Origin of the sequence: Amycolatopsis oliviviridis (genome assembly GCF_014654365.1) — a bacterium.
Lineage (GTDB): Bacteria > Actinomycetota > Actinomycetes > Mycobacteriales > Pseudonocardiaceae > Amycolatopsis > Amycolatopsis oliviviridis.
In genome coordinates this window covers 1-17402 of sequence record NZ_BNAY01000009.1, presented here as the reverse complement: position 1 = coordinate 17402, position 17402 = coordinate 1, and the positions used below count along the sequence as shown (strand labels likewise).

Sequence of the window (17402 nt, the reverse complement as noted above, 5' to 3'; positions counted from 1 at the left end):
GTCGACCACGCCGGCGGCGTGGCGGACGGGCCGCGGCCGGAAGCGGCCACGCGCCGTTGTCATTCCTTCGGTGGCAGCCAAGCGATCTGCGTCAGGCTCTTGCCGCCGCGCCGGTCGATCAGCCAGCCCCGGCCGGGCGGCAGTACCTGCGGGCGCATCCCGCCGAGCAGCGGGCCCTCGTCGCGGTCGCCGGACATCATCAGGCCGGACGCGCCGACGTCCCGCAGCCTGGCGAGGAACGGTTCCCCGAGACCGATGCCCGCGCCGCCGCTGCGACGGGCCAGCACGACGTGCAGGCCGATGTCCGAAGCCTGCGCGATCAGCGAGTAGAGCGCGGACAGCGGATGGTCCTTGTGCGTCGCCACCATGTCGTAGTCGTCGACGAGCACGAAGATCTCCGGGCCGGTCCACCAGCTGCGGTTGCGCAGTTGCTCGGCGGTGACGTCCGGGCCGGGCAGGCGGGCGGCGAGCTGTTCGGCCACCTGTGCCATCAGTCCGGAGCTGTGCGTGTCGTTGACACCCATGCCGATCAGGTACTCGTCGTCGATCTCGCCGAGCAATCCCCGGCGGTGGTCGACGACGACGATCTGCGCCTCTTCCGCCGTGTACGCCTGGCAGATCCGCCTGGCGAGCACCCGGAGGAAGTTGGTCTTGCCACTGCGGATGTCCGCCACCACCAGGAAATGCGGATCGTCGGCGAAGTCGAGCCGCAGCGGGCCGAGGTCGCGTTCGTGGATACCGACGGCGAAACCCGCGTCCGGTCCGGATACTTCGTCGGCGGCCGGAAGTTCCGCGTACGGCAGGACCGGCGGCAGCAGCCGCACCGAAGGCGCGGGCTCGCCCGGCCAGGCCTTCTCGACCGCGGTCACGAGGGCGGCGACCCCGGCGGCCAGATCGTCGGCGCCGCTCACCCCGTCCACCCGGGGCAGCGCCATCAGCATCTGATGCCCGGACATCGCGACGCCCCGGCCGGGGGAATCGGGGGGCACGCTCATCGCGGCCCGCCGGTCGATGATCGAGTCGATCGGATCGCCGATCTTCAGTTCCAGCGTGCTGACGAACAGGTCCCTGACGTTCATCCGCAGATCGAACGACCGGGTGGCGCCGGCGACGACGTGGACCCCGAAGGCGAGACCGCGGCCGGCGATGTCGTTGACCGTTTCTTCGAGATCCATGAAGTCACCGCGCAGCGTCAGCCAGCCGTCGATGACGAGGAACACGTCACCGTGCGGGTCTTCGGGGAACCGGCCCTCCGCGCGGAGTTTGCGATAGGTGGCCATCCCGTCGATCCGGTGCTCGGCGAAATGCCGCTCCCGTTGCGCGAGGATGGTCGCCACCTCGGCGACGGTGCGGCGGACGGCGCCCGTGTCGAGACGGCCGGAAACGCCGCTGACATGAGGCAGCCCGGCGATCGAAGCGAGACCGCCGCCACCGAAATCGAGACAGTAGAACGTGGTCTCCCGCGGCGTGTGCGTGAGCGCCAGGCCGGTGATGATCGTGCGCAGCGCGGTGCTCTTGCCGGAGCGGGGCCCGCCGAGCACCAGCACGTGCCCGGCGCCGCCGGACAGATCCAGCGTCAGCGGATCCCGCCGCTGCTCGTAAGGACGGTCGACGACGCCGAGCACCGGCCGGAGCGCGCCCGCCATCGCGGGCGCGTCGGCGGTCACCCCGCGCCGCGGGTGGACGACCAGCGGGGGCAGCACCTGGTCGAGGGTCGGCGACTCGCCCAGCGGCGGCAGCCACACCTGATGGGCCGGGGTTCCCCGCCCCTCCAGCCGGTCGACCAGGATGTCCAGCAGGGTCTCGCCGGTGGCCAGCTCCGGATCATCCTCCGGCGCGGGCTTGTCCTCCGGGTCCTCGTCGAGGTCGGGGGCGAGGTAGGCGGTGGTGTACTCGTGCAGCGCGAAAGCCTCCCCGGAGACCGAAGGCGCGCCGGATCCGGTGGCGCGCTGGTACACACCGGACACGTAGGCGGAGCGGAACCGGTCCATCGGCTCGGTGCCGACCTTGAGGAACCCGTGGCCCGGCGCCCTCGGCAGTTTGAACGCGTCCGTCACCCCGAGCACCGCGCGACTGTCCATATCGGAAAACGTGCGCAACCCGATCCGGTAGGACAGGTGCGCTTCGAGGCCGCGCAGCCGTCCTTCGTCCAGCCGTTGCGAAGCGAGCAGCAGATGCACGCCGAGCGACCGGCCCACCCGTCCGATCTGGACGAACATGTCGATGAAGTCGGGCTTGGCGGAGAGCAGTTCGGAGAACTCGTCGCAGATCACCAGCAACGTGGGGACCTCGGGCAGGGGCGCGCCCGCCGCCCTCGCTTTCTCGTAGTCACGCAGGGAAGAGAAGTTCCCCGCCGCGCGAAGCAGTTCCTGGCGGCGGATCAGCTCGCCGTTGATCGCGTCGGTCATCCGGTCGACCAGGTGCAGTTCGTCGGCGAGGTTGGTGATCACGGCGCTGGTGTGCGGAAGGTCGTCGAGCCGGGCGAAGGTGGCGCCGCCCTTGAAGTCGACCAGCGCGAAGTTCAGCGAGCTCGGCGGATGGCTGATCGCCAGTGCCAGTACGAGTGTGCGCAGCAACTCCGACTTCCCCGAACCGGTCGCCCCGATCAGCAGGCCGTGCGGGCCCATCCCGTCCTGAGCGGACTCCTTCAGGTCGATCTCGATGGGCGTGCCGTCCTCCTTGATGCCCAGCTTGATCCGGAGCCGGTCCCGGTTGGGCCTGGGCACCCAGGTGTCGTCGGGGTCGAATTCGAAGGGATCGCCCAGCTCCAGTAGTTCCGCGAGGCCGAGTTCGCTGCTCATCGGCGCGTCGCGCAGGCCGGCGGTCAGCCGCAGCGGGGCGAGTTGCCTGGCGAGACCTTCGGCGGCCACCGGGCCGAGCAGGTCCGCCTCACCGAGCTCGACGGTCCCGTCGGCGGTTTCGCTGATCAGGTCGCCGTCCGCGTCGACGTCGAGAAGCACGGTGGTCCGGTCGAAAGCCCTCGGCGGCAGGGTGCTGAGATCCACCACGGTCACGCCTTCGACACCGCCACCGGTCATCAAATGGTCCGAGCCCGCGACCGCGCCGCCGTCCAGCACCACCACCAGATGCGGGCCGGGGAGCCGGGTCCCGGCCTCCGGATCGAACCTCGGCCGCCGGGTCAATTCCTCTTCCAGCAACGATTCCAGCGCCGGGACGGTCGCGGCGACCAGGCGCAACGGGCCGAGCGCGTCGGTGCGCTCCGGATGCAGGGCGTGGGGCAGCCACTTGACCCATTCCCAGTCCTCGCGCCGATCCTCACCGACGCACACCGCGACGCGGAGATCTTCCGGGGACTGCATGACGGCCAGCTGGGCCAGCATCGCGCGCAGGAGTCCCAGGACGCGGTCGCGGTCGCCGCGCACGTGGATCCGGCTGAACCCGTTGACCGCGACGGCGATCGGGAGCAGGCCGATCGTGGCATGGGTGGTGACGAACCGGCGCAACGCCAGGGCGGACAGCGGTTCGAGCTCTTCGAGCGGTTTCGTGTCCGGGGCGACGACGGTGAGCGCGGGCCGCTGCCGTCCCCGGGCGATGCGGGCGACGGCGAAATCGGGGTCTTCCTTGCGCCGCTCCCAAAGCCGGTAGCTGGCGGCGAGCGACCACAGCGAGGCGGGATCCGGGTGCAGGTACTCCATCGCGGCGCGCTGTTTGCGGGCCGAGCGGCGCAGCCGCAACCGGTGCTGGGACAGATGACGGAGGTACTTCCGCCTGGCGTGCCCCATTTCCCGTTTGCTCGGACCGCCGCCCTGCAGGAAACCCATCGCGACCATGCCGAGCATGCCGACGCCCATCAGGCCGTAGACGACGAACCGCATAGAGCCGCCGATGGAGCCGGAGTACATCAGCAGCATCGCCGCCATCATGGCCACCATCGGCAGCACCATGAAGATCTGCGTCCACTGCCTCGCGGGCGGCGGCGGGATCTCCGGCGGCGGCTGCAGAAGCAGCTCCCCGGCGGGCATGTCCGGAGCAGGCCGGCGGGCAGGCCTCTTCACGACGACTGTCGACATACCCCGAATCGTCCGCGCCCTGAAGGCCGTGACGGCGGCGATGGCAGGAAGATGCCGGGCGCCCGGGAACGGGCGCCCGGCGGCCTAATTTCGAGGGAGACGGACAGCGATCGCCGATCCGGCGGAAGAAAGGAGAACACCCTTGACGAATCCAGGAGTCGATCTCGATCTGGTCGCGGGCCAGCATCACGTGTCGTCCATCAACGACGTCGCCGGCCAGATCAACGACGGCCAGCAGCGGTTGAACGGCATCAGCCAGGCGATGATCTCGATGAACAGCGGACGGATGAACATCGCGGCCAACGACGCCTACGGCCTTCTCGACACGAACGTCACCAAGATGAGCACCGGATACACCGAGACCGCCGACAACGTCCACTACGGCCTGCAGGCGCACAGCGGCGCCGACGCGGACGCGTCGGCCGGATTCACCAGCTACGGGAGGTAGGCGAATGGCCTTCAACACCGACAGGGTCACCTGTCACGTGAGCGAAACCCTCGACGCCGCGACCGGGACGAAGACGACCGGTGCGGCGGGGCGGGACAACACCGATCACCTGCAGCGCGGCACGCAGGAGTTCACCTACGAAGCCGCGCGAAGCCCCTACGGTGACGCCGTCCTGGCGGCGGGCAGCCGCAACCAGCGGCTCGCCAACGAGCAGTGGGACACGCACGACCAGATGCACGGAAGCGTGACCAACGGTGTCCACTCGCTGGTGAACGCACGCGACTCGGCGATCGCCCGCATGGGCGGCTAAGCGCAGCGAAAGACGAAGACCGGAAGGTCCCGGCGAGCCTCGGCCCGCCGGGACCTTTCCTTATGTCCGTGGGCAATGAGCGAGGGGAAGCGCCGGAGGCAGGCGAGCGGTCGGTCGGGGTGGTCCGGCGGCATGTCCGGCTAGCGTTTGGGGATCAGGAAAACCTGCTCCGGCGGTTCTTCCGGACGCGGTTCGGCGGGCATCGAGGCCACCCGTCCCGGCCGCCAGCGGCGCCTGTTCCCGCGAGCAAGGATCGCCGCCGCGAGCCCGGCCAGCACCAGCGCGCCGATCGCGGCGGCGGTCAGCCACTTCGCCGTCGTCCCCGTTTCCTCGGTCCGCGCGGCCTTTTCGAGCCCCGCCAGATCCGGAGCGGGCGGCACGAAGACGGGCATCGCCGCGGGTTTCTCCGGGTCGAGACCGTCGGTCACCGCGCGGTAGGGATCGACCAGCCCGGCACCGTAGGCGGCGCTGCCGAGTCCGCCTCGCGCCGGATCGGCCGTGGCCTTCAGCCGCTGGATCACTTGCGCGGCGGACAAACGCGGCCACGCCGAGCGCACGAGGGCCGCGGTCGCGGCGACGAACGGCGCGGCGAAACTGGTCCCGTCGACCTGCGCGTGCCCGTCCTCCCTGGTGGTGGCGAGCACCTCGGCCCCGGGCGCGACGATGCCGACGTACGGGCCGACCTGGGAGGTGTTCATCCGCGCTCCCGCCCGGTCCACCGCGCCGACGCCGAGCACGCCGTCGTAGGAGGCCGGATAGGACGGCAGCCCGGCGGACGTGTTCTGCTGGGAGTTTCCGACCGCGGCCACCACGACCGCGTCCCTGGCCACCGCGTGGGCCACCGCCGCCCGGATGACGGGGAAATCGGCGAACCCGGCCAGTGAAAGGTTGATCACCCGGGCGCCCTGGTCGGCCGCGTACCGGATGCCGGCGGCCACCGCGTCCGGGTTGATCCGCAGCGACTCGCCGCGGTCGCTGATGTCCCGGTCGGTGATCCGCACCGGGAGGATCTCCGCGTCGGGCGCCAGGCCGTGGAAACCGATACCGGGCAACGGATCGGCGGCGATGATGCCCGCCACGCCGGTGCCGTGGGACACGCAGTCGAAGTTGCCCGGCAGCGCTCCCGCGAGGTAGAAGTCGCGGCCCGGGCGCACTTTGCCCGGTCTGCGCAGCTGGGGGTGGTCGGCGTCGACGCCCGAGTCGACCACCGCGACCAGCACTCCCGCGCCCCGGCTGCGTGGCCAGACCCGTTGCGGGTCCAGGGTTTGCTGAGGCCACGGGCGTGCCTGGACCCGTTCGCTCGCCGGTTCGGGATCTTGGCAGGCCCCTGCCGGAGGAGCCGCCGACGCCGGGACAGCCGCGCCGAGCAGGTGTACCGCGGCCAGCACGCCTGCCGCCGCGAGTGCCGGAAGTCTTCTCATTTCGGCAATCGTCGGGCAGCGCGCGCCGGATCTCGCCGCCGTGGCCGCAACCTGTCACGCCGCCTCGCGGCTCCCCCGCTCCGGGAACACTCGGACCGGACCCGGATCGAGGAGGCACAGTGGACAGTCCCGCCGACAGGCGAGCCGGATACGCGAAGACGGAACAGGCCCTCCGCGAACAGCAGCGGCGGATGGCCGGGATCCGGGCGACGGCGGAATCCGACGACGAGCTGATCAGCGCGACCGTCGGCGGGCACGGCGAATTGGTGGAACTGCGGCTCGACCCGCGGATCTTCCGCACCCCCGATTCGACGGGGCTCGCACGGGCCATCACGAAGACCGTCCACCGCGCGGCCGAACTCGCCCAGGACGAGGGTTTCGCCCTCATCTCGGACTTGTTCCCCGCCGGCACCACCGCTGCGACGGCCGATCTCCGCCTCGGCCCCGTACTGCACGAACTGGACCGGCGGATCGCGGGAGGCGAGCGATGAGCGTGGACGACGGGGTGAGCATGGACGGCGACGACGTCGTCGACATGTACACCGGTGACACCGACCGGAAGCTGACCGTGATCGACGCGGAGGGCGTCCATCTCTCGACCGCGTGGACCGGCATCGAGGCCACGCTGCCCCGGCCGGGCACGTTCGGCCACGGCCTGCTCGGCGCGGTGTTCAACTCCCGGACATCTGAAGCGGACACCTCAATCCGGGAAGCGGCACCGGTGGTTCCCCGCTTCTACCGCGACATCGCGGCGGCGGGCAAGCACATGGTGAAGGCCTACGAGGCCCACGACGCCGAGGCCGCCAACTACATCCTCATCCAGCTCTCCTGAACGGGGTCCGGCGAGTATGGCCGACGGCGACGTCCAGCAACCCGACTGCGACCTGTGGGACGCGGTCCGCAGGCTGCTGCCCGAGTCCGCCGGCTGGCCGCCGGACAGTGAGACCCTCGCCGAACAGCTGTCCGCCCGATGGACCAAGGCCAAGGACACGTTCAACGATTCCCTGCTCCTCGTCGACTACACGGCGAGCCAGATCCACCCGTCCGGCGGAGGCGGTACCTGGCCGGATTCGGCAGGCGGCTTCATGCAGCGCCTCATCACCCAGAAGAACGGCCCGGAAGGGTTCCGGCAGATCGCCGGCGCGCTGGGCGGCATGGCGGCGGAATACCACTTCTACTCGGCGATCCTCAAGAGTGCCAAGACGTCGATCAAGGACTACGTCGAGGACCTGAGCTGGCAGTACACCGCGATGGGCTTCAACATCCCGCGGCTGGCGAGGCTCAACCAAGCGCATTTCGCCATGAACGTGGCCACCGAAGTCGTCAAGATGCTGGAACAGCACGCCGGATGGCTCAAAGACCCGGAAACCCTCCCGAAGGAGGAGGAACCCAGCAACAACCTCCTCAGTGGACTGTGGGATTCGATCAAGGACCAGGGAAAGGCGCTGGCCGGCTTGTTCGGCCGCGGCGAGGACGGCAGCTGGTCGGTGTTCAACGCCCAGGTGGCGTGGGGCCATATGGACAAGCTCCTCGCCGCCCTGGCGGTCTACTCGCTGCCGAACGGGCTCGGCCCGGTGGTCGACAAGCAGGTGTTCGACGGCGTACTGGGTGATTACCTGGCGAAGGCGGGCAAGGCCTTCGTCGACTACGAGAATTGGGACAACGCTCCCCTGCACGCCATCGGCTACACCACCGGCATGGTCGCCGGGCTGATCGGCCCGACCCGGGGTCTGGGCGCGGCGGTCAAGCTGGCCGGAAAGGGCCTCGGGGTGCCGCGGGTCGTCAAGTTCGGGGAAGGCATCCAGAAGGCCACCCTGACCAACGGGCTGTTCAAGGCCGTCGGGAAGCTCGACGACACCCTCAAGGCCAGGAGGATCGCGAAGGGCGACGAGTTCGTTCTGCATCCCTCCGTCACGCCCGAAGTCGCGCGCTTGATCCACGACCGTCCGGTGGAGACTCCCGCCACGGGTCCGCGCGGACCCGGCGCCGAACCGCACGGGCCGGGCCCCGCCAAGCCGTCCTCGCCGCAGGCGCCGCATCCCGAGGCTCGGCCCGAGCCGAGGGCGCCGCACGACGGTGATCCGCCGTCCGGTACGCCGGTACGGGAACAGCACTCGACGCCACCCGGCGGGCACGGCGAACGGGTTCCCGCCGAAACCCCGCGAGCCTCGCACGCCGAGCAGCCCCCGATGTCCAAAGGGGACGTTCCCGAGAAGCTCGGACACGAGCCGCGCACCTCCTCCGCCGAACCGCCCTCGGCCCGTCACGAACCGTCGTCCGGTTCCCCGGAGACGCGGCCGCCGCACCCGCGTGAGGAGACTCCCGGCCGCCCGCCGTCGACCGCCGCGGACCACGCGCCCGCCACCAGGCCCGAAGGTCAGCACAGTGGCAGCGGCCGGCCGTCGGGCCATGGCGCCGAGGCCGCGCACCCGCGGAGTGCCGACACGCCGTCGAGCGCGCCCGGCCGGGAGGCGCCCGCGGTCACCCCGCCGATGCACACGAGCGCCGGGGATTCCCCGGCGAAACGATCCGAGCCGGGAGGACCGGGTCGCGGGACCCCGGCCAAGCCGTCCCCCGAGGAACTCCAGCGGCTGCGAGACGACGCCGCGGTTGCCCGGATGGAGCGAAAGCTCTACGAGGAGGCGCTCCGAGAGAGCGGCGGCGTGGTCTATTCGGACCGCGCGGTCAAGGCCTGGTCTCAGCACGCGGCGTCCTTCGGCGCCGCCGGCCACGGGAAACCCGGCGACGCGGCCGCCCGGGCTCCGGGGCGACTGAAGCTCGAAGAATTCGTCAGGACGCACTTTCCCGATGAATATCGCAAAGCCCACGAGGAAGCGGGGAAAGGACCGCACGACGAAGGTCCGCCCAGCGAGGGAGGCGGGAGCCCCGACTGTCCTCCGCCTAATCCTCACCCGTCCGGCTCGGGAGGCTCCGGAGGCGCCGCCCATGCCGCGGCTGGGAGAGGCAGCGTCGCGCTCGACACACGTCCGCCGGTCATCGAAAAGGCGCCGCAACCGGAAAGCGCGCCGGCCGCGGCCAAGGCCCGGGTCGAAACACCGGCGCCCGAACCGCAGACCGCCCAGCCCATCCCGAACAAGCCGATCATCCTCCATCCGGACGGCACTCCCGAGCCACTCCGCCCGATGACGGTGACGCCGGTGCGGGAAGCGGAGGCGGTCCCGGATCAGGTCACCGGGCCGGGAAAGCCGGGCGAACCCGGCTCGCCCTCGCGCATGAACCCCGGCTGGGCCGAGCCGCCCCGGGTCGGGTGGCCGGACACACCCCGGGTCGGCTGGGCCGAGCCGCCGCGGGTCGGCGGGACCGAACCGCCCCCGGTCGGCTGGCCCCGGCCGCCCGCCGTCGGCTGGCCGGACCGGCCGGTTCCGGGATCCCTGGCGCCGGCGGCTCCCGAGCACCCGGCCGATCCGGATCTGCCCGGTTTCCCGAAGACGCCCGTGCCCTCGCCCGAAGTCCCGCCTGTGCCGGTGACCCCGGAGATCCCGGAACTGCCGCGGGAACCGGAGATCCCCGAACTCCCCAGGGAACCGGAAGTCCCGGTGACCATCGAGGGAACCGTGTTCCCCGAACTGCCCAAGGGACCCGAGATCCCGGAGTTGCCCCAGGATCCGGAGATTCCCGAACCGCTCAAGGATCCCGAGGTCCCGGCCGATCCCTTCCAGGCCGCGCAGGGGAAACCCGCTCCGGAGTTCCGTCCCTGGGAACGCTGGTCCGATCCCGGACGGCGCGTGCCTTGGCCGGAACCGGAGGGAGTCCAGGAGTACGTCGAAAGCGTCATCGCGCGAAACGCCGCCCGGGAACTCTTGGCGAATCTCCGCGCCGGGGCCGCCCAGCAGGATCCGTCCGGGCCGGTGACGCTCGGCGGGCCTCCTCGTCCCGACCCGGACGTCCCCGCCACGCAGCCCGAATCCAGTGGTCGGCCGGACACGCCGGCGTCCTCGCCCTTGCCACCGCCGGGGATTCCCTTCGCCGTGTGGCGGGGCTTGAGCCGAGCCGAGCGATCCGCGCTCGCGGACATCCATTCCCGCGGACTGAACGCCGCCGGGACCTTGGCGGGCACCATCGCCCAGGTACGGAACGGGAAAAAGCCTCCGCCGGTGCGGAAGATCCCCAAGCTGCTCGGCAAAATGGCGGAGGCCCAGCGCGCGGAACTCGAAGCCCGGCTGACCGGCTACACCGAGGGAACGACCCCGGCGCCGCCCGCGCGCTACCTCGATCGGACCGGGGGTCTCGGCGGCCCGGCCACATTGACCCCCGCCGACCACGAAAGCCTGGACCGCGTCGCCGCGCTCGACCGGGAGATCAGCCGTTCGTGGGCGAACCCTTGGCGGAGGCGTCGGCTGCGGGACGAGCTGAGCGGCCTCCTGGACGAGCTCGGCCTGAACCCGAACCAGCCCGATTTCGCCCACCGGGCGGTCGCTCTGGCGAACCATCCGGTCGCGCCGGCGGTGTGGCGGCGTCTCGGCCCGCTCGATGATCAATACGGGCTCCCGACCACCCGCCAGAATCTCGCCACCCAGCTCAGCGGCACGATCATCCCCGGCACGATCCCGAGCGCGGTGTTCATCGCCATGGGCAGCGTCCACGCCGGTATCGCCTACGGGCTCGCCACCATCCTCGCCGCCGTGACCGCCGGTCTCCTCACCCGCCGCCATGAGATCGGGGACGACGCGGCCCTCGCCGCCGTCAGGAAGGATCTGGACGCGCAGCGGCAGTACGAGCAGGTCTTCCTGCCCACCGACCGGGAACGCCTACTGGCCGAACGCCTGGGGCAGCCCGAAGGGCATGGCCCCGACTTGGGCGCCGTCGAATCGCCGAAGGGGACCGACGCCGCCGGAACCCAGAAGCTGCGGCACTTCTATCTGCGGTACGGGGCTCCTCCGGCGACCGCGGTCGCGGTGGGCATGTCCCCCTTGCTGGAACTGGGGGCGTCGGGCCAGTGGGGGCTCGTCATCGGTGGCGGGGTGGCCGCGATCGCAGCGCCGCTGTTGCAGTGGAGGCGGGCACTGGCCAAGGTGAGGACCGAACTGAAGGCGGGCGAACGCAACGCCCGTCTGCTCATGGCCGACGCCGCGCCCGCCGAGGACAAGGCCGACCGCGCTCGGGCACGCGCGCTGAGCGACCGCCCGGTCCCCGATCCGGACGCCCCGGGTCCCGGCGCTCCTCCAAGGGAACCCGACCTGCCGATGCGCGCCACCGCGACCGAAGGCGTCGAAGGGCTCGTCCAGATCGGGAGGCGGACGCTGCGGCCGTCCTCGCCGCAGCCGCTCGACCCGAACGCGGTGTTCAAGGTCAGCCTCTACGAAGCCGTGTTCGCCTACGGCATCGCCAAAGGCCTGCTCGTGCTGCCCGCGATCCCGTTGGTCAGCCGGGTGGACAAGGTCGAAATGATCAACAAGGTCGCCAGGACGGCCGTCGACAAGAGGGCCCAGTTCGACGCGCAGCAGGCGAAAGATCTGGAGCTCCAGGCCGCGCAGCTGGCGGCGGTGGGAGCCGCCCGGACCGCGGCGGCCGATGCCGTGGCGCGACGGCCCGGTTTGCTCCGCCGGTTGTTCGGCCGTCCCGGCGAACCACCCGCGGCTCCGGCGCCGGTCCCGGCGCAGCGGACGGGGCCCATGCCCTCGCCGATTCCGCGGGAGCGGCCGGGATCGGTGTCGAAGTCCGACTACAAGAACGTCCAGCGGGCCCTCGCCGTCGTGGGTGGTTTCGGTTCCGCCGCCGCCGCGCTGGCGCTCGGCATGGACCTCGCCTACGCGGTGGCGGCCTTGACCGCTGCCGCCACCGGAGGCTGGGTGGGCCGGGACAAATGGCGGCATCGGCAGGTCGAACTGACGGCCAGGAACAAGAAAGCCGACGCCGACGCGGTGAAAGCGTTCGCCGAGTACGAACACGACGCCGCCGCGCTCGCCGACTTCCTCACCGAGCGGATGACCCAGCCGTTCCTGTCGATCGCGGCCGAAGCGGAGCGGGCGGGCCGCTCGGACGTGCTCGGCCTGCTGTCGAACGTCTGGGCGGTCCTGACCCGGAACGTCGAAGCCGGGGCCGCACCGGCACCGCGGGCCACCCCCTTCGACGAGCTGGGGCCGATGAGGATCGAGGGCGACCGCTGGCACGACCGGGCGGTGCGCGACCGGGCGCTGGCGGAACTCGACGAGATCCGCCGGTCGGCCCTGGCCGAGCAGGCCGAACTGGCCGCCCGCTCGGGTGACTGGTCGACGCTGGCCAAGCGACTGGGCCTGCTGGCCACCGTCCTGGACCTCGCGAGCCGGGCGGTGACACATCTCGGTCACCTCGGGCAGCACGGCGCAGGTCCGGTCCAGACGGCGATCGCCGGTCTGAACGACGCCGTCCACGATTATCAGGAAGCCGGGCCCAGGTATCTCGAACCGCCGGCGGAGATCCGGGCCGCTCGCGAAAGTTTGTCCAAAGTAGACGATGCCGCCGCACTTTACCTGGACCGGAGCGCACCGAGCTGGCGACGGCCGCGCGCCTCCGACGTGCGGGCGGCCCTCGGCGCCGTGGACGAGGCCGTCCGCGGCTTCCGGCGGGAGTCCGTTCCCGGTGACCGCGCGACCGGCGACGAAGCCGCTGTGCACAAGGCCATCGATCGCTACGAGGAACTCCGCGCCCCGAACCGGCAAGAACCGCCCCCTGCCGTGACGCGGGCCGCGGTCACCGAGCTGCGGAACGCGATCGCACGGCACCGCGACGAGACCGCGGCGGGCTGGCGACGGCCGGATCCGGCCACCGACGAGGTCCGGGAAGCGCTCACCGGCTTGAAACACGCGATCACCCGCCATCACCAGATCAACGCCACCCGGCGGACAGGCCCTCGCGCCGAGAGCATCACCGTGGCGCTCAACGAGATCGAACGGATCATCGACCGCTACCGGCGCGAGAGCGCGCCGAAATGGCGTGAGCCAGCCGGCCAGGACGCGAAGCTCGGCCAGATACTCGGTGCACTGCACTGGGCCCTCCATCGTTATTGGCAGGTCAGCGCTCCACGGGGCCGGGCCTTCACCGCCTACGACAAGACGATGAAAGCGGCGGAGAAGGACCTGAAGAAGGCACTCTTCGCCGTCAAGAAGCTGGAAGTCGCCGGGATGACGGGAAATCCCGCCGAGGCGCCGCCCCGGGATCCGGGTCAGACGCCGGGCTCCGGCCACGAAGTCCGGTACGCGCCCGCGGGGATGTCCGTCGGGCCCGCGGCGGAAACCCATCAGGCGCATCTGCGGACGATGATCGCCACCCGGCCGGATCCCTCCCAGCCCTACGTGGTCACGGTGCACGACGACGGCGCGCTCCCGAGTCCCGAGGAACTCGCCGACGCGACACGGCACAGCGAGTACTACACACCGGGACGTCCGGTGCGGCTGCAGTCCTGCCGCTCCGCGACGTGGGCACGCCGGTTCGCCGTCGCGCTGGGCGCCCCGGTGGTGGCGCCGGTGGCGGACCTGCACGTGCTGGGCCGCCGTACCGAACTGCCGGACGGCACCGTGCTGCCGTTCGGCCAGGGAGTCGTCGAGGGCTACGGCGTCGGCGACGGCTGGGCGGAATTCCCACCGAACGGGAAGAGGCCGGTCATGCTCCACTCGACCACCGGATCCCGTCCGATCACTCTCGACGAACTGAACCGCGCGAATCCCGTCGCACTGGGGAATCCCGACGGCTTCTCGAAACTGTTCAGAACCTCGCCGCTCAACGAGCTGAGTGCCCTGCACGCCGGGACCGCGCGCCTGCGCCCGGCCGAGGTCAAGGCCTATCTCGAAAAGTTCCATCCGCAGCTCGGCAAGGTCAATCCCGGTTTTCACGGCGAGGACGCCGTGGCAGCCGGCTACACGACGAACTGCACGCGAGCGGTGGTCTATCACGAACGCCGCCGTCGCGGCGAAGACGTCACCGCACCACCGCTCCGGCCGGAAGACGCCGCGCTGGGGACCCTGGGTTACGTGGCCGACCGGCTCGGCGGCGAGTGGGAGCACGGCCACGGCACCGACTACGACAGCGTGATCTCCGCGATGCTGGACCGGCCGGTCGGCTCGATGGCCGTACTCGCCGTGGATTCGAAAACCCGCACGGGAACGGAGAACAAGCACGTCGCGGTGGTGAGCAGGGATCGGCACGGGATCGTGTTCCTCGATCCGTTGGACGGCTCGCTGATGGAATTGCCGCCGAGGCCCACCAGGATCGCCTTGCTGCCCTACACCGACGCGGACGCGGCACCCGGGAATCTACGTCTTCCCGAAACCACGGGGATTCGGCGGACGGACGAGAAGATCGTCACGGTCTCCCCCGAGGGGAACGCGACATTCCGTTCGCTGTCCGAAGTGGCTTCCGACCACGGCTACAACGGACATCCCGCCTATGACCGCTACCCGCCAGCCCCGGGATCCGGGCCGGTGGACGGCTCGCCGTTGTTCCGCGCCACCCCGCTCCACTCCCTGCCCGCGATGGACGCGGACACCGTGGACGGCCGCTGGAAGGACGCCGTCGCCTTCGTCCTGGAACACTTTCCCCAGCTGCGGGAGACCAATCCCGGGTACTACGCGGACTGGGCCGCGCAGCTCGGCTTCCACACGAACTGCACGCGCTCCGTGGTCCATTACGTGCGACGGCTGCTCGGCGAAGACGTGACCGCCCCGCCGGTCCCGGTGGAACTGAAGGACGAAATAGCCAGACTGGGCTACGTGTCGGAGCACCTCGGCGGAACCTGGACGGAAATCGACGACGTCCGTTACGACAGCGTCATCTCCGCGATGCTGGCCCGCCCGGCCGGAGCGCTGGCCGCGGTGAACTTCTACTACGAGAAGGACAACGGGACGGAGGATTCGCACGTGGCCCTGGTCGCCCGCCATCCGGACGGGGTCGTGTTCCTCGACCCGCTCACGGGCTGGCTGACCCTGCTGCCGGAACGTCCTTTGCGGATTCATCTGCTCCCCTTCCCCGGAAAACGAGGTGTGTAGTGCAAGCGCAGGAAGCGGCCGCGAAGGTCGAGGAGTGGCTGCGGACCGCGGAGCTGACCAGTGGCGAGTACGCGGTCCGGGTCGATCGCGAAAACGTGCTGCGCGTACCCGAGGGCTGGTTCGTGCCCTACGACACGGTCCGTGCGCTGGACGGTGGTGACAGGCTGGCTTCGCTGGTCCCGAAACCGGCGCTGATCGTGCGCGAGGACGGGGAACTGCGGCGTCCGGACCCCAGCCGCGAGGGGACCGGGCCGAGCAGTCCCGTGCCGATGGCCGGTGAGGACGACTGGCGGGAGATCCTGGAACCGGAGTTCCGCCGCAGCGGCGTGGCGTATCTCGGCGTCCGGTCCGATGCCGTGCTGGCGTGGCGCAAATACGCGCCGGACGGCGCCGAGACCGGGGAGGTCCGGGTCAACCCGGATTACCGGCCCGGCCCGGAACGGCTGGGGTATTCGCCCCTGGACACCCCGGCGGACCGTCTCCTCGGCTACTTCGCGGCGGATCGGTTCGACCGCCCGCGTTATCTCGCCGGTCTGCTGTGTGCGGAAGTCCTCCTCCCGCTTGACTTCCGCACCGAGAAGCCACTTCCCGTGCTCTGGCAGGAAGAACCGGCCGCGCTGCGGGTGTTCGGTTCGCGACGGCGACTGCCGCCCGGTACGGAGAAATGGTTGCGGACGGACGTCCTTTCGTTCGTGCGGGAGTTCCCCGGAGTCGGTTTGTCGATCAACCCCGGCTCGGTACCGTCCGACGCAGTGGGTGCGGAGGAACTCGCGGACGCGGTGGCGCGGTGGCCGGAGCTCCTGCCGTCCACCCGGGAAGTGGAGGTCTCGCCGGAGTACTCGGAGTCCGTCCTCGTCACGGCGGAGCGGATCAGGGCGGAACCGGGGACCGCCGACCCGGCCGACGGCCTCGCGGAAGCGGCCGCCCGGGCCAGGTCCGCCGGATTCGAGCTGTCGGAACGGGAATGCGAGCTGTTCGTCCTCGGCCGGGCTTGGGAACAGCGCAACGGCGTGCTTCCGGGCGGCGTCGACTCCCCGCTGGACGATCTCACCGGTCAGCGCTTGCCGGACGATCTCCGCGCCCATGGACTCGCCGCCGGGTACGACGCGGCGGGCCGGATCCGCCCGCACGCGGCGACCGCCGGCAAGTTCTTCCGCCAGGAAGCCGCCGGGAACGAGTCGGCCTGGCACCGGGTCACCGGTGCGTTCGTCGGGTTCGCCATCGGCGAATCACTCGGCTCGGCGAAGGACGCGCTCATCCCGATCGGCCCGCTCACGCGGCGGCTGCTGTTCGCCACGGAAGGCCTGCTGCGCGCGTTGCCCGGGCCATACCGGGGCGCGGTGCCGAGCGGGCTGATGACGGTCGGCGTGCAGGCCAGGCGGCGGCAGGAAGCGCAGGACGACGGCTGGCTCTGCCGCGTCCGGGAACTGCGCGCGATCCCGCCGGACGCGCCGGGTCCCGGTGACGACGCCGGATTCCTCGTACCAGGCATCGTGGCCGCCTTGTGCGGCGAGACCGCCCCGCGCGTCGCCCGGCTGCTGGTCTCGGGCGAGGGAGCCGACGAAGTGACCGCGGAAGCCGCTTCGGCGGTGGCGAGCCTGTTCGCCGGGCTTTTCCGGAGCGAACCGGCGCCGCCACCTGTCCTCGCGAGACGGCTGATCGACTCAGGAGCGACGGCCGGGCCGGTGGCCGATGTCCTGACCGCCGCGCTGCGCGTCCGGACCGGCCCCGATCCGGAAGACCTCGACGCGATCGGCACCGGCGTCTCCGCCGTGGACGCGCTGGGCCGGTCCATGGCCGTGGCGTTCCGGTACTTCTTCGATCCGCGACGGACGATGACGGCCGCGGCCGTCCACTCCGGCCGCACGGCGATCACCGGCGCGATCGCCGGGGCCGTCGCCGGGTCACGCGCCGGAATCCCGGGCCTGCCTGAGGAATGGCTCGACCGGTTCACCGCACGCGATCTGGTGGAGACCGTGGCCGGTGACGCGTTCTGGCACTTCTCCGCCCAGCCGCCGTCGGCGGACGAACGGTACGCCGGGGAGTGGGCGGTCCGTTATCCGCGGGACCTCTGAGGTGGTCGTGAGTGGCGATTCGGGCGGTCGCGCGTGAAGGCCCCCTTCCCTCGGCTGAGCCGAGGGGGCGGATTCCAGGGGTGGTTGCAACACGGGTGATCACTTGGTTTGGGTGAGGAGTGTAGTGAGGCGCTCG

8 protein-coding genes are annotated in these 17402 nt (G+C 71.0%); 6 read left to right on the top strand and 2 right to left on the bottom strand.

What is annotated here, in order from left to right; translation table 11 throughout:
• Window positions 1–59: 59 nt before the first annotated feature.
• On the bottom strand, window positions 60–4031 hold the full coding sequence (gene eccCa, locus IE302_RS32255; RefSeq protein ID WP_191258237.1) for a type VII secretion protein EccCa: 3972 nt from the start codon (window positions 4029–4031) through the stop codon (window positions 60–62).
• Between the two features lie 142 nt (window positions 4032–4173).
• On the opposite strand from eccCa, the gene IE302_RS32250 reads away from it, so the two are divergent.
• Both IE302_RS32250 and IE302_RS32245 read left to right on the top strand, forming a co-directional pair.
• Complete coding sequence (locus IE302_RS32250) at window positions 4174–4479, top strand: hypothetical protein (protein ID WP_191258236.1); 306 nt, start codon at window positions 4174–4176, stop codon at window positions 4477–4479.
• Window positions 4480–4483: 4 nt separating this feature from the next.
• On the top strand, window positions 4484–4789 hold the full coding sequence (locus IE302_RS32245; RefSeq protein WP_191258235.1) for a hypothetical protein: 306 nt from the start codon (window positions 4484–4486) through the stop codon (window positions 4787–4789).
• A 140-nt stretch (window positions 4790–4929) separates the two neighbouring features.
• On the opposite strand, the gene mycP is transcribed toward IE302_RS32245, so the two are convergent.
• Complete coding sequence (gene mycP / locus IE302_RS32240) at window positions 4930–6210, bottom strand: type VII secretion-associated serine protease mycosin (protein WP_191258234.1); 1281 nt, start codon at window positions 6208–6210, stop codon at window positions 4930–4932.
• Between the two features lie 119 nt (window positions 6211–6329).
• On the opposite strand from mycP, the gene IE302_RS32235 reads away from it, so the two are divergent.
• The 4 genes from IE302_RS32235 to IE302_RS32220 are packed head-to-tail and all read left to right on the top strand — an operon-like array spanning window position 6330 to window position 17266.
• A complete protein-coding gene (locus IE302_RS32235; protein ID WP_191258233.1) occupies window positions 6330–6701 on the top strand; it encodes a YbaB/EbfC family nucleoid-associated protein in 372 nt (123 codons plus the stop codon).
• Window positions 6698–7042: a hypothetical protein gene (locus IE302_RS32230; protein ID WP_191258232.1), complete on the top strand. Its 345-nt coding sequence runs from the start codon at window positions 6698–6700 to the stop codon at window positions 7040–7042. The genes IE302_RS32235 and IE302_RS32230 overlap by 4 nt, the downstream gene beginning before the upstream one ends.
• 16 nt (window positions 7043–7058) lie before the next feature.
• Window positions 7059–15191: a toxin glutamine deamidase domain-containing protein gene (locus IE302_RS32225; protein WP_191258231.1), complete on the top strand. Its 8133-nt coding sequence runs from the start codon at window positions 7059–7061 to the stop codon at window positions 15189–15191.
• A complete protein-coding gene (locus IE302_RS32220; RefSeq protein WP_191258230.1) occupies window positions 15191–17266 on the top strand; it encodes a YrhB domain-containing protein in 2076 nt (691 codons plus the stop codon). Before IE302_RS32225 ends, IE302_RS32220 begins: the two co-directional genes overlap by 1 nt.
• The last annotated feature ends 136 nt before the right edge of the window (window positions 17267–17402 follow it).